The 12,713-nt window shown below is 59.5% G+C and carries 13 protein-coding genes; 6 read left to right on the plus strand and 7 right to left on the minus strand.

Annotated elements, in window-relative coordinates; genetic code table 11:
- Nucleotides 1–9 precede the first annotated feature (9 nt).
- Genes pgeF through lgt form a run of 3 tightly spaced genes read right to left on the minus strand, consistent with a single transcriptional unit; the run spans nucleotide 10 to nucleotide 2,707 of the window.
- On the minus strand, nucleotides 10–765 hold the full coding sequence (gene pgeF, locus E5180_RS00880) for a peptidoglycan editing factor PgeF (RefSeq protein ID WP_138922740.1): 756 nt from the start codon (nucleotides 763–765) through the stop codon (nucleotides 10–12).
- Nucleotides 762–1,826, minus strand: a complete 1,065-nt coding sequence (locus tag E5180_RS00885) for a class I SAM-dependent methyltransferase (protein ID WP_138922741.1) — start codon at nucleotides 1,824–1,826, stop codon at nucleotides 762–764. Before E5180_RS00885 ends, pgeF begins: the two co-directional genes overlap by 4 nt.
- Nucleotides 1,823–2,707 carry a prolipoprotein diacylglyceryl transferase gene (gene lgt, locus E5180_RS00890; RefSeq protein WP_138922742.1) on the minus strand — a complete coding sequence of 295 codons (885 nt, stop codon included), beginning with the start codon at nucleotides 2,705–2,707 and terminating at the stop codon, nucleotides 1,823–1,825. Before lgt ends, E5180_RS00885 begins: the two co-directional genes overlap by 4 nt.
- Nucleotides 2,708–2,803: 96 nt before the next feature.
- Between lgt and E5180_RS00895 the strand changes: the two genes are divergently transcribed.
- The 5 genes from E5180_RS00895 to E5180_RS00915 all read left to right on the plus strand — a co-directional run bounded on the left by E5180_RS00895 (nucleotide 2,804) and on the right by E5180_RS00915 (nucleotide 6,009).
- On the plus strand, nucleotides 2,804–3,046 hold the full coding sequence (locus E5180_RS00895) for an accessory factor UbiK family protein (protein WP_093731947.1): 243 nt from the start codon (nucleotides 2,804–2,806) through the stop codon (nucleotides 3,044–3,046).
- 333 nt (nucleotides 3,047–3,379) lie between these two features.
- Nucleotides 3,380–3,880: a YbjN domain-containing protein gene (locus E5180_RS00900; RefSeq protein ID WP_093731921.1), complete on the plus strand. Its 501-nt coding sequence runs from the start codon at nucleotides 3,380–3,382 to the stop codon at nucleotides 3,878–3,880.
- Between the two features lie 35 nt (nucleotides 3,881–3,915).
- Nucleotides 3,916–4,731 carry a pyrroline-5-carboxylate reductase gene (proC, locus tag E5180_RS00905; protein ID WP_138922743.1) on the plus strand — a complete coding sequence of 272 codons (816 nt, stop codon included), beginning with the start codon at nucleotides 3,916–3,918 and terminating at the stop codon, nucleotides 4,729–4,731.
- On the plus strand, nucleotides 4,724–5,062 hold the full coding sequence (locus tag E5180_RS00910; RefSeq protein WP_138922744.1) for a tRNA-binding protein: 339 nt from the start codon (nucleotides 4,724–4,726) through the stop codon (nucleotides 5,060–5,062). The genes proC and E5180_RS00910 overlap by 8 nt, the downstream gene beginning before the upstream one ends.
- Nucleotides 5,059–6,009: a 2-hydroxyacid dehydrogenase gene (locus tag E5180_RS00915; protein WP_138922745.1), complete on the plus strand. Its 951-nt coding sequence runs from the start codon at nucleotides 5,059–5,061 to the stop codon at nucleotides 6,007–6,009. Before E5180_RS00910 ends, E5180_RS00915 begins: the two co-directional genes overlap by 4 nt.
- On the opposite strand, the gene E5180_RS00920 is transcribed toward E5180_RS00915, so the two are convergent.
- From E5180_RS00920 to E5180_RS00935, 4 genes are all read right to left on the minus strand, one after another.
- A complete protein-coding gene (locus E5180_RS00920; RefSeq protein WP_138922746.1) occupies nucleotides 6,006–6,584 on the minus strand; it encodes a thymidine kinase in 579 nt (192 codons plus the stop codon). The genes E5180_RS00915 and E5180_RS00920 overlap by 4 nt on opposite strands.
- A 133-nt stretch (nucleotides 6,585–6,717) precedes the next feature.
- Nucleotides 6,718–7,842 (minus strand): beta-ketoacyl-ACP synthase III, encoded by a 1,125-nt coding sequence (locus E5180_RS00925; RefSeq protein ID WP_138922747.1) that lies wholly within the window; start codon nucleotides 7,840–7,842, stop codon nucleotides 6,718–6,720.
- Nucleotides 7,843–7,997: 155 nt separating this feature from the next.
- Nucleotides 7,998–11,357, minus strand: coding sequence for a carbamoyl-phosphate synthase large subunit (gene carB, locus E5180_RS00930; protein ID WP_138922748.1), 3,360 nt, complete (start codon nucleotides 11,355–11,357; stop codon nucleotides 7,998–8,000).
- 148 nt (nucleotides 11,358–11,505) lie between these two features.
- Entirely contained in the window at nucleotides 11,506–12,270 is a 765-nt protein-coding gene (locus E5180_RS00935) for an alpha/beta fold hydrolase (RefSeq protein ID WP_138922749.1), read from the minus strand.
- 55 nt (nucleotides 12,271–12,325) lie between these two features.
- Between E5180_RS00935 and E5180_RS00940 the strand changes: the two genes are divergently transcribed.
- The gene (locus E5180_RS00940; protein WP_138922750.1) at nucleotides 12,326–12,700 is read left to right on the plus strand and encodes a hypothetical protein; all 375 of its coding nucleotides are present in this window, start codon (nucleotides 12,326–12,328) and stop codon (nucleotides 12,698–12,700) included.
- The last annotated feature ends 13 nt before the right edge of the window (nucleotides 12,701–12,713 follow it).

The following is a 12,713-nucleotide window of genomic DNA, read 5'->3' on the forward strand; positions in this document are numbered from 1 at the left end:
TTCAGAGTGCTAGAGCACGATCGCTGCGATCAGGCGGCCATAATCGGCTTCTTTCGCGTGCGTGCTGCGACGATAGGAATAAAAACGATCCGCGTCGCTATAGGTGCAGTGCCGCGTCCATTCCGCATGGCCCACGCCCGCCGCACGCAGACGGTTCAGGCCAAAGCCAGCAAGGTCAAATTGCATGCGGCCGTCTGTGCCGTTGGCGAAATAGCGGGCGTATGTCGGGTCTTCGGCCAAAAAGGCATCGATGAACTCTGGACCGACTTCATAGGCGCGCTGGCTGATGCAGGGGCCGATTACAGCAGTGATATTTTCGCGTGTCGCCCCTAGGTCTTCCATCGCATCGACGGTTGCGGTCAACACACCGTCCAGCGCGCCGCGCCATCCTGCATGTGCGGCCCCGATGACGCCGGCTTCGCTGTCGTGGAATAGAACAGGCTGGCAATCGGCGGTCAGGATCGACAGCGCCAAGCCCGGTGTTGCCGTGACCAAGGCATCGGCGCGGGGCTTTTCATTCAAGGGGACAGTGACGCTGACCACAGTCGCTGAATGAATCTGGTGCACGCCGACCAGATGATCCGGCGCGACCTCCATCGCGTCAGCGACGCGGGCGCGGTTAATCTCTACGATCTCGCGCTGATCCGAACTGCCAACTCCGCAGTTCAGCCCCGCAAACACACCAGACGACGCGCCCCCGCGACGGGTGAAGAATCCGTGGCGCACATCGCCCAGACTATCGGAGGTGAGTATTTCCAGCGTCATGGTTCCAATCCTGGGGGCGGGTTCTGGTGCGGCGGGTAAATCCCCATCACTTTAAACAAATTTCCCATTTCTGACGGATGCGTCAAGCGTTTATGTGCGGCGATATGGCTGTTCAGCGCGTCGTCTGTCATGCCCTTGGCAAGGGTTTGTGCGCGTTGCGTGATCCCGAGGCGCTCAAGAAAAACACCTTGCGGGGTGATACGTGTGTGCTTGGCCGGAGCCGCTGCTAGGGCAAGCTTTTCAAAATCGACGTGCGCTGTCAAATCGGCCTGACCCGGTGCTGTCAGCGGATCGGTCTTTTCGTGCCCCTGCAAAGCTTGCAACGTGTCGCCCAGACTGTGCCAATCGCCATAGTCGACGATTAGCGCGGCCCCGCCATGGGCTGCGATCCGGTCAGACACAGGGTGCAGCAGTGGGGCAAGCTGGGTGCAATCCTCTACCAGATCACCGGGCGTGGTATCCGCCAGCCGGTCGGCTAATGCTGGCTGCGGCAATTCTGGACCCAAGCCAAAGGTCAGTGCCCCGTCGGCCAGCCCAATCTGCCGTTCGCGCCACGATGTTTCCCCGCGGACAAACTGGCGGATAGGCAGCGCGTCGAAGAATTCATTTGCCACCAAATACAGGGGCTGGTCGGGCAGGTCGGCAGTGCCATCAGCCCAGGTCACCTGATGTCCGGCAAGCGTCTTGGCCTGTACATCGCGCAGCGTCGGTGATGCCTCGATCAAGGTGATCTGTGCGGCATCCGCAAAGCCGGGGACTTTACGCGCGGCCCGCAGCATATCTGCCATCAGGGTGCCACGACCGGGGCCTAGCTCTGCCAGAGTAAAGGCTTTGGGTGCACCTTGGGCGATCCAGCATTGCGCCAGACACAGGCCCAACAGCTCTCCGAACATCTGACTGATTTCGGGGGCGGTGGTGAAATCGCCCTGTGCGCCAAAGGGGTCACGGGTAGTGTAATACCCCTGCGTTGGGTGCAGCAAGCAGGTGGCCATGTATTCGTCGATCCGCATCGGTCCATTGGACGCGATGCGGGTCTGAATCGTGTCGCGCAGGGTCGTCATGCGTTGCGCTTTGCCCGCAGAATGAAAAACAGTCCAATCGCGATCATCGGCAGGCTCAGCAGTTGGCCCATGGTCAGGCCCCAGCCGCCGACATGCCAGGCCAGTCCCAGCGGATTATCGGCGCTGACGAATTGCGCATCGGGTTGGCGCACAAATTCAACGGCAAACCGCGCGGCCCCGTATCCAGCCAGAAAGACGCCCCCGATCAACCCTTCGGATTTCAACCCGCCGCGCCGCCATGCCAGATAGATCAGCAGCGCACCAAGGATCAGCCCCTCAAGCAGCGCTTCGTACAATTGCGAAGGGTGCCGCGCGCAGATCGTCGCGATATTGGGACAGTCCTGCGCCGCCACGGTCGGAAAGGCCACGCCCCACGGCAGGTCAGTCGGGCGGCCCCAAAGCTCTGCGTTGATGAAATTTGCCAGACGCCCCAGAAACAGGCCGGGCGCGAGGCCCAGAGCGACGACATCGCCGGTGGAGATTGTGCTGATGCCATGCCGTTTGGTAAACGCGATGGCTGCAAAAATCACCCCAAGCGCGCCGCCGTGGAACGACATCCCGCCTTCCCAGATACGCAAAATCTGTGCCGGATTGCTAAGGTAATAGCCCGGTTGATAGAACAGCACATACCCCAGACGTCCGCCCAGAATGACGCCGAGTATGACCCAGAACAGCAAATCCTCGACTTGCTGCTTGGTTATAACGGGGGTGTTGCCCGCCCAAAGCGAAGGCCGCTCAACGGCGCGTACAACGATACGCCAGCCGATCAGGATGCCGGCAATATAGGCCAGCGCATACCAGCGCAGGGCGACGGTCATGCCAAATAAGGTAAACGAGAATATCTCGGGTGACAGGTCGGGGAAGGGGAGCATTGCATTCATGCGCTGATTGAGCCTGACCGCAAACGGAAGTCAACCTTGCGAGAAGCCACATTGCACACCATATAGTGACCAACAGCCGATCAGGAGAGAATGACCATGCAAACGCGCAACAAGATTTTCGACGACATCTCGCAGATGATGACAAATGCCATGGGCGTGGCCCAAGGGGCAAAAACCGAAGCAGAGACCGCGATGAAGGGGATGCTGGACCGTTGGCTGGCAGACCGTGATTTCGTCACCCGCGAAGAATTCGATGCGGTCCGTGCGATGGCCCAAAAGGCCCGCGAAGAGAACGAAGCCCTGAAATCGCGGCTCGATGCGATGGAAAACAAGGGGTAACGCCCTGCGCCGATTTTTCGGCCTTTGTAAGAAATGTGACCCACACCCGCCCTTCCGGCGGGTGTCTTTGTTTTTGGGGTGGCGATTCTGTCGTGATTGCTGCCATTCGGGCGGCAGGCGCTACAGATTGCGGTTTATCCTGCATTTATCCACAAGATACTGAGGTTATCCCCTACCTTTCGTGGTTACCCCCAGAAAAAGACTTGCCTCATAGTCGCGTAACGCGCACCATATTTGGTATAGGTCGCTGATGACTTCAGCGAATTATGGTAGATGCACCCATGTATTGATGTGCCTGCGCATATGAATACCCGGATCGAAAGAGGTGACCACATGGCCCTGACAGAGCAGTATCTTGAAGAAGACATTCACCCCATCGACATCGTAGAGAATCTTGCGGCGTTCCATGATTGGGATTTCGACCGTATCTCGGATGAACAGATCGCTATGGCTGTCGAAGGGCAGTGGCGTACCTATTCCATCACCCTCGCGTGGTCGGCATACGATGAAACACTGCGCCTTGTTTGCACGTTTGAAATGGACCCGCCTGCCGAAAAGCTGCCCGTGCTGTACCACCTGTTGAACGATATGAACGACCAGTGCTGGACCGGCGCATTCACATATTGGCCGGAACAAAAGCTGATGGTGTACCGCTATGGGCTGGTTCTTGCTGGTGGTCAGGACGCCTCTGCGCAGCAGATTGATACCATGATTAACGCCGCTGTGACCAACGCAGAACGGTATTATCCCGCGGTGCAACTGGCGGTTTGGGGCGATCAGACGCCCCGACAAGCCCTTCAGGTTGCCATTGCAGAGGCGTACGGCCACGCATAGGTGTATCCCCGAAACGTTAATTTAGGGGTACCGATATGAAAGATACGCGCATCGCCAAAGACGGTTTGGTTCTACTGGGCTGTGGCAAGATGGGGTCTGCGATGCTGGCTGGCTGGCTGGCACGCGGGCTTCCGACATCTTCGGTTTATGTTATCGATCCGAAACCCTCTGATTGGTTGAAAGAGCAGGGCGTGCAGTTGAACGTCGATCTGCCCAAAGAACCGGCGGTTGTGCTTGTCGCCGTCAAGCCGCAGATGATGGGCGACGCACTGCCCACGTTGCAGGCCATGGGCAACGGCAAGACAGTGTTCGTCAGCGTTGCAGCCGGCACCACCATCGCGACATTCGAGAAAACGCTGGGTGAACAAACGCCCATCGTGCGCGCCATGCCCAACACACCGGCTGCCATCAGCCAAGGCATCACCGCGATCGTCGGCAATGCCCATGTAGACGCCAAAGGCATGGACGAGGCCGAAGAGCTGCTGTCGGCCGTGGGCGATGTTGTCCGGTTGGACGAAGAGGCGCAGATTGATGCGGTGACAGGGGTCAGCGGCTCGGGTCCGGCGTATGTTTTCCACATGATCGAGGCAATGGCCGCAGGCGGCGTCGCACAAGGGCTCAGCCCCGAACTGGCGCTGAAGCTCGCCACGGCCACGGTCGCAGGGGCAGGGGCGCTGGCCAAATCCGCCGACGAAGGCCCCGACGAGCTGCGCGTAAACGTCACCAGCCCCAACGGCACCACGCAGGCGGCGCTGGACGTGTTGATGAACGAGACAGACGGCTTCCCTGTCTTGCTCAAGCGCGCGGTGGCAGCTGCTGCTGATCGCTCGCGCGAGCTCTCGAATGGCTGAGATCAGCTTTGACGACTTTATGAAAGTCGACATTAGGGTCGGGACGGTCACCCGTGCCGAAACCTTTCCCGAGGCCCGCAAGCCCGCGATCAAGATGTGGATCGACTTCGGCCCCGAGATCGGAGAGCGCAAAACCTCGGCTCAGATCACGGTGCATTACACGCCCGACGCTTTGATCGGTACGCAGGTGATGGGGGTGGTTAACTTCCCCCCGCGCCAGATCGGGCCGTTCATGTCCGAAGTGCTGGTGCTTGGGGTGCCAGATGAGAACGGGGCGATCGTGTTGATGCGCCCCACGCAAATCACCCCGAACGGAGGACGCCTGCATTGACCAAGCTCTTGATCGCCCGCCCCGCCCCGCCAGAAGTACATGCTGCCCTGTCGGATTTTGATGTGACCTACCGTGACGACAGCGCCCCGCTGACAGCCGCCGAGATGCAGGACGCGCTGCGCGACTATGACGGGGTGCTGGCCACCTTGGGCGATCGGTTTTCGTCCGATGTCTTTCGCAAGGTGGGGATGCCGCGCTGTAAAATGCTCGCCAATTTTGGGGTAGGGTATAACCACATTGATGTGGATGCGGCGAAAGCGGCGGGGCTTCAGGTCTCGAACACGCCCGGTGCCGTCACAGATGCCACGGCCGATATCGCGATGACGTTGATGCTGATGGCAGCGCGGCGTGCGGGGGAAGGCGAACGGCTGGTGCGGTCAGGCGAATGGTCCGGCTGGGAGCCGTCGCAGCTACTCGGGATGCATCTGACAGGCAAAACCGTCGGGATCGTCGGGATGGGGCGGATTGGCCAAGCGGTTGCGCGACGCTGTCACTACGGCTTCTCGATGGACGTGAAATACTTTAGCCGCAGTGCCAAAAGCGTCGCCTATCCGGCTGAACACGTTAACGACCTCAAACGCTTGGTGGCCGCGGTTGATGTTGTCGTCATCGCGGTACCTGGTGGGGACGACACCCAGCACCTGATCAACGCGGATGTTCTGGCGGCGATGCAGCCCCATGCGTATCTGATCAATATCGCACGGGGCAATATCGTGGACGAACCCGCCCTAATCAAGGCACTTCAGGCCGGCACCATCGGTGGCGCAGGGCTAGATGTTTACGAATTTGAACCCAAGGTGCCGCAGGCGTTGCGGGATCTGGATAACGTGGTGCTATTGCCGCATTTGGGCACGTCCTCGCGGGAGGTACGTGTGGATATGTGGATGATGGCGGTTGAGAATTTGAAAGCTGGCGTCGCGGGCGAAACGCCTCCGAACCTCGTTTAACGGCCCACGGCCTCGCGCCAATGACGGCGGCACAGAGAGATATAGGTCTCGTTGCCGCCGATCTGCACCTGTGCGCCTTCCTTGATCGCGCCACCCTGCGCATCTTGCCGCACCACCATCGTCGCCTTCTTACCGCAGTGGCAAATTGTGCGGACCTCGCGCATTTCATCTGCCAGTGCCAGCAAGGTCGCAGACCCGGGGAACAGCAGACCGCGGAAATCCACGCGTAGACCATAGCACATGATCGGCACGCCCAGATCATCCACCGCACGCGCCAGTTGCCAGACCTGATCGGGGCTTAGAAACTGTGCCTCGTCGATAAAGATGCAGGCGCAAGGGCCGGAGGCGAGACGCTGTTCAATCTTGGCCAGCAAATCTTCGCCTGTCTCGAAGGTGTCGGCCTCATGCCCGATGCCGATGCGAGACGCGATGCGCCCGTCGCCCGCGCGATTGTCGAATTTCGCGGTCATCAGATAGGGCACCATGCCGCGTTCGACATAGTTATGCGCCGCCTGCAACAGCACGGTCGATTTGCCCGCGTTCATGGTCGAATAATGAAAATAAAGCTTTGCCATGGCCCTCTTTAGCGTCAGGCAGCCGCCGCGTTCAAGATCGGGATGTACCAGTTGGCGCAACCATCAAGAAACCGTCCAGACCGCTGCAGAAATGACCCACCGTCGCGGCGACGAACGGTGGGCCGCATCTAATCTAGCCGCGACGCTGGACCAGAACGGAGCCTACCGAATAGCCAGCCCCGAACGAACAGATCAGGCCGGTATCACCATCGACCAGATCGTCAGAATATTTTGAAAACGCGATAATGGATCCGGCAGAAGATGTGTTGGCGTAATCTTGCAGGATATTCGGCTGCTCGCCTGCTTCGGGCTCACGCCCAAGCACTTTGCGACCGATAAAGTCGTTCATCGATTTGTTCGCCTGATGCAGCCAGAGACGCTTCAGGTCCGCGGCTTCGACCCCTTCGTGGGCCATGTGGCCGGCGATGTGTTCGGCGACCATGGGCAGCACTTCTTTGAACACTTTACGTCCGTTTTGCATGAACTGCATGTCACGCCGGTCTGCCACGCCATCGGGGCGCGAGCGACGCAAAAAGCCGTTGTTGTTGCGGATGTTGTTCGAAAACTCGGTCGCGCAACGGGTTGATTTGATTTCAAAATAGGGGCCAGCCGCATCCTCGGCGCGTTCGATCAACACAGCCGTTGCCACGTCGCCAAAGATAAAGTGGCAGTCCCGGTCGCGCCATTCCAAGTGGGCAGAACAGATTTCAGGGCAGACCACTAAAGCCGACCGGATCGATCCCGACCGGACCATGTCAGCGGCGGCCTGGACGCCAAACGTCGCCGACGAACAGGCAACGTTCATGTCAAAGGCAAAGCCGTTGATGCCCAGCAACTGCTGGATTTCGATCGCGACGGCCGGATAAGCCCGTTCAAGGTTCGACGCGGCGCAGATTACGGCATCCACATCAGCGGCAGTCTTGCCTGCCTGTTTTAGTGCCTTTTGCGCCGCATCCAGCGCCATCTCGGCCATCAGGCCGGGTTCGTGATCTGATCGCTGACGCAGCAGCGGGTGCATCACTTTGGGGTCAAGAATACCCGTTTTATCCATGACATAGCGCTGCTCGATGCCAGATGCCTTGACGATGAACTCCTCCGAGGAATGTTCTTTCGCAGGCAGCTCTCCTGCCTCGATCTCGGCGGCATGCTCGAGGTTGTACAGATCGGCATAGGCGTTGAACGCCTTGACCAGCTCGGCGTTGGTGATGACCTGTTCCGGCGTAAAAATGCCGCTACCAGTAATGGCGGGTGTGTACATGGGTAAACCTTTTTCAGCGTTGTCCGAGTAGGCCAAAGAACGGCTGCCGGGTCAAGACCAGCGGGGGCTGGCAGACAAGGGCAGGGGACAATGAGGGGGAGGAAAGGGGAGACCTGCGCCAAGCGATCCGGCGCGGCGCAGGTCCAGGAGGGCGTTTAGCCCTGAAGCGATTTAACGCCGATTTCGTCTTCGGCTTGCGCCTTGATGGCCAACGCAGCGGCATAGGCACCGGCAGCCGTGGTGAAATACGGGATCTTGTCATACAGCGCGATAGAGCGGATGGATTTGCTATCCTCAACCGCTTGCGTGCCTTCGGTGGTATTCAGCACCAGATGGATCGCGTCGTCCTTCATCATATCGGTGATGTTCGGACGGCCCTCATAGACCTTGTTCACGATCTCGCAGGCGATGTTATGCTCTGTCAGCCAAGCCGCAGTGCCGCGGGTGGCGCGCAGTGTGAACCCTTGGTCCAGCAAGATGCGGGCGGCGGTCAGCATCTCTTCTGACTTGTCCATATCCTTGACCGAGAAGAACACACAGCCCGACCGCGGCAGCGGGTTGCCGGCACCCATCTGGGCCTTCAGGAAGGCACGCGGGAAGTCGCGGTCCCAGCCCATGACTTCGCCAGTGGACCGCATTTCTGGCCCTAGCAGCGTGTCGACACCGGGGAAACGTGCAAAGGGAAGCACCGCTTCTTTGACCGAGAACCAAGGCATGTTAGGATCGGCCAGCGTCATTGGATCGCCCAAGGGCAGTACATCGTCATAAGCGGCATCATCGCGGTAGGGCGCACGCAATGGGAAGGCCGACAGCTTTTCACCAGCCATGATCCGCGCCGCGATTGACGCAATCGCGCTGTCCGTCGCCTTGGCAACAAACGGGACGGTGCGCGAGGCACGCGGGTTGACTTCGATTAGGTAGATTTCGCCGTCCTTAACCGCAAACTGGATGTTCATCAGGCCGACAACGTTCAGCGCCAGCGCCAACGCCTTGGTCTGTTTTTCGACCTCTGCGATGATGTCGCGGCTCAGTGAATAGGGCGGCAGCGAACAGGCGCTATCGCCCGAGTGCACACCGGCCTCTTCGATGTGCTGCATGATGCCCGCGACATGGACGTCGGTGCCGTCTGACAGCGCATCTACATCAAGTTCGACCGCACCGGACAGGTAGTGGTCCAGCAACACGGGGCTTTTGCCTGATACGACAACGGCTTCGCGGATATACCGTTCAAGGCTGGCCTGATCGCGGACGATTTCCATTGCGCGGCCACCCAGAACATACGACGGGCGGATCACCAGCGGGAAGCCGATGTCGGCTGCAATCTCAAGCGCTTGGGCGTCCGAGTGGGCGATCCCGTTATGCGGCTGTTTCAGGCCTAGCGATTGTACCAGCTGCTGGAAGCGCTCGCGGTCTTCGGCAAGGTCGATCATGTCGGGCGTGGTGCCAAGGATCGGGATGCCGGCCTCTTGCAGCGCTTGCGCGATTTTCAGCGGCGTCTGGCCACCAAACTGGACGATGACGCCGTGTAGCGTGCCGTTTTCCTGTTCGACCCGCAGAATTTCCATCACATGTTCAAAGGTGACGGGTTCGAAATACAGCCGGTCCGACGTGTCATAGTCGGTCGACACGGTTTCAGGGTTACAGTTGACCATGATGGTTTCATAGCCCGCGTCGGTCAGCGCATAGCAGGCGTGACAACAGCAATAGTCAAACTCGATCCCTTGGCCGATCCGGTTCGGACCACCGCCCAGAATGACGACTTTCTTACGATCGCTAGGGCGGGCTTCGCATTCGACCTCGCCAAAGGCCGGTGCCTCGTAGGTGGAATACATATAGGGTGTTTGCGCTTCGAATTCGGCAGCGCAGGTGTCGATGCGTTTGAACACGGCCTTGACGCCAAGGTTCAGACGGGCACGGCGCACGTTGTCTTCTTCGCGACCTGTCAGCGTGCCAAGACGTGCATCGGTAAAGCCCATCATCTTGAGCTTGCGCATGCCGTATTCAGTCAGCGGCAGACCATCCTTGCGGACCTCGGCTTCGGCGTCGACGATCTCGCGGATGCGGGCAAGGAACCACGGATCGAACATGGTGACGCCGTGGATATCCACATCGGACATACCGTGACGCATCGCCTGCGCAATGGTGCGCATCCGGTCCGGAGTTTGCTTGCTGATGGCGGCAATCAGGGCGGCTTCGTTCTGCGCCGCATCGGCGGGCAGATCGCTGTCGAGCCCGGGAATGTCGACCTCGTCAAAGCCGGTCAGCCCGGATTCCATCGACGCCAGCGCCTTTTGCAGCGACTCGTGGATCGTGCGGCCAATGGCCATCGCTTCGCCCACAGATTTCATCGCCGTTGTTAGTTGGGGTTCGGAACCGGGGAATTTTTCAAACGCGAACTTCGGAATTTTGGTGACGACATAGTCGATTGTCGGCTCGAACGAGGCAGGCGTCACACCGGTGATGTCGTTGTCGAGTTCATCGAGTGTAAAGCCGACAGCCAGCTTGGCTGCGATCTTGGCAATCGGGAAACCTGTCGCCTTGGAGGCCAACGCCGAGGACCGCGACACGCGGGGGTTCATTTCGATCACAACCATGCGCCCGTCAGCGGGGTTCACGGCCCATTGTACGTTCGAGCCGCCGGTCTCTACGCCGATCTCGCGCAGCACGGCGATCGAGTGGTTGCGCATGATCTGGTATTCTTTGTCGGTCAGCGTCAGGGCAGGGGCCACGGTGATCGAATCGCCTGTGTGTACACCCATCGGATCGATGTTCTCGATCGAGCAAACGATGATCGCATTGTCAGCGGTGTCGCGCACCACCTCCATTTCGAACTCTTTCCAGCCAAGCAGGCTTTCGTCGATCAGGATTTGCCCCATTGGCGACGCGTCCATGCCCGAGCGGCAGTAGAATTCGTAATCGTCGCGGTTATAGGCCACGCCACCGCCGGTGCCGCCCATGGTAAAGGCAGGTCGGATGATCGCGGGCAGGCCGACATAGTCCAGCGCGTCCAGCGCCAGCTGAACCCCTGCTGCAAGGTCCTTTTTGCCGCTCGCCGCAACCGGCGCTGTGACGATGGTTGCCTTGGGATTTTCGATGCCCAACCGGTCCATCGCCTCGCGGAAAAGTTTGCGATCTTCTGCCATTTCAATGGCTTCGCGCTTTGCGCCGATCATCTCGACGTTGAATTTTTTCAGCACACCCATCTCTTCGAGTGCAAGCGAAGTATTCAGCCCAGTCTGGCCCCCCATTGTGGGTAGCAGCGCGTCGGGGCGCTCTTTTTCGATGATCTTGGCGACGATTTCCGGGGTAATCGGTTCGATGTAGGTGGCATCTGCCAGCCCCGGATCGGTCATGATCGTCGCAGGGTTGGAGTTCACGAGGATGACACGGTAGCCTTCCTCTTTCAGGGCCTTACAGGCCTGCGCGCCGGAGTAGTCGAACTCGCACGCCTGACCGATGACAATGGGCCCCGCTCCAATGATCATGATCGACTGGATATCGGTTCTTTTTGGCATGGCTCAGGCCCCCGGATGTTTGCAAATTCTCCGCGTTATAGGCCTTGGGGACAGAGGTGCAAGAGGGCATATCGGGATAGGGGGCGTGTTTTCAGGCAACACCCGCGTAGCAGGTACGCAGCGTCACGCCGCGCACCGCCAGTTTCCCTTAACTAAGCGTCAGAAATGCCCGCAAAGAGGCCTCGAAGTCGCGCGGCTTTTCCGCATGTAGCCAGTGGCCTGCGCCCGGCAGTTTGGCAAAGCGGGCCTGCGGGAACAGCCCCTTGATGACGGGGCGATCTTCGGATTTGACATAGGCCGAGGCACCGCCGGACAAAAACAGCGTCGCCCCCTCATATTGCCCGTCCACCCCGTTGGGCCAGCCGACGATTTTGGACATATCGGCTTCAAGCACATCAAGATTGAGCTTCCACGTCTTGTTGGGCACATCCAGTGACTGGGTGAAAAAGCTTTGTAGCGCGGGCTCAACACCAGCAACGGCCAGTTGCTCAGCCGCGTCAGAGCGGCGGGTGAGCGTGGCCAGATCAACGCTGCGCATCGCGTCGATAAATTCCTGCTGGCTGTGGCCATAGGTGACGGGGGCGATATCGGCCACCACCAGTCGGTGCACCAGTTCGGGGTGGTTCAAGGCCAGCATCATCGCGGCCTTGCCGCCCATCGAATGCCCGCAGACATCCATCGGCGCGCCAAGGTGTTGTATTACCTCGGCCAGATCAGTCGCCATCTCGGGGTAGCTTTGGCTTTGCGCACGCGGGCTGTCCCCGTGGTTGCGCATGTCGACCGTGATCACGTGGCGCTGGTCGGACAGACGTTTGGCAATCACACCCCAGTTGCGCCCAGACCCGAACAGGCCATGCACGATCAACAGGGCGGGGGCGTCGGTAGCGGTGCCATATTCGGTATAATTCAACATGCCCAAAGATGTAGGACCATTGCGGCCAATGTGCCAGAGCGTTTAAGGTCGGCCCATGTTGGATCAAAAAGACCTAGATAACAAAGCACAGGAATTGCAGCGCGGGTTGCAGGATAAATTGGGCGTGCAGGGGCGCGATGTCTCTCATGCGCTGGCCCGTGCCGGACGCCGCTTGCCAGCGCGGGTGCAGCGCCAGGGCAAAGTCTTTGCGCAGGCGGTCTTTATGTCGCGCAACCCCAAGGTGGCACGACAGCTTGACGGTGCGACGACGCAGGCCGCCTATGCCGAGGTGATGACCCACATCGAAGGCATCGACGTGGTCGAGCGGCGCAAGGACCGGTTGCTGCACCTTACCGCCAGCGTGGCGTTCAACCTGTTGTTCGTCGCGGTCGCCCTTATCACCTTTCTATGGTGGCGCGGGTACATCTGACGCGACAGGTAGA

Origin of the sequence: Sulfitobacter sp. BSw21498 (assembly GCF_006064855.1) — a bacterium.
Classification (GTDB): domain Bacteria; phylum Pseudomonadota; class Alphaproteobacteria; order Rhodobacterales; family Rhodobacteraceae; genus Sulfitobacter.

Bases quoted from the DNA above. Each gene is read 5' to 3' on its own strand.
- pgeF (WP_138922740.1), bottom strand. From the start codon at position 765: ATGACGCTGGAAATACTCACCTCCGATAGTCTGGGCGATGTGCGCCAC.
- E5180_RS00885 (WP_138922741.1), bottom strand. From the start codon at position 1,826: ATGACGACCCTGCGCGACACGATTCAGACCCGCATCGCGTCCAATGGA.
- lgt (WP_138922742.1), bottom strand. From the start codon at position 2,707: ATGAATGCAATGCTCCCCTTCCCCGACCTGTCACCCGAGATATTCTCG.
- E5180_RS00895 (WP_093731947.1), top strand. From the start codon at position 2,804: ATGCAAACGCGCAACAAGATTTTCGACGACATCTCGCAGATGATGACA.
- E5180_RS00900 (WP_093731921.1), top strand. From the start codon at position 3,380: ATGGCCCTGACAGAGCAGTATCTTGAAGAAGACATTCACCCCATCGAC.
- proC (WP_138922743.1), top strand. From the start codon at position 3,916: ATGAAAGATACGCGCATCGCCAAAGACGGTTTGGTTCTACTGGGCTGT.
- E5180_RS00910 (WP_138922744.1), top strand. From the start codon at position 4,724: ATGGCTGAGATCAGCTTTGACGACTTTATGAAAGTCGACATTAGGGTC.
- E5180_RS00920 (WP_138922746.1), bottom strand. From the start codon at position 6,584: ATGGCAAAGCTTTATTTTCATTATTCGACCATGAACGCGGGCAAATCG.
- E5180_RS00925 (WP_138922747.1), bottom strand. From the start codon at position 7,842: ATGTACACACCCGCCATTACTGGTAGCGGCATTTTTACGCCGGAACAG.
- carB (WP_138922748.1), bottom strand. From the start codon at position 11,357: ATGCCAAAAAGAACCGATATCCAGTCGATCATGATCATTGGAGCGGGG.
- E5180_RS00935 (WP_138922749.1), bottom strand. From the start codon at position 12,270: ATGTTGAATTATACCGAATATGGCACCGCTACCGACGCCCCCGCCCTG.
- E5180_RS00940 (WP_138922750.1), top strand. From the start codon at position 12,326: ATGTTGGATCAAAAAGACCTAGATAACAAAGCACAGGAATTGCAGCGC.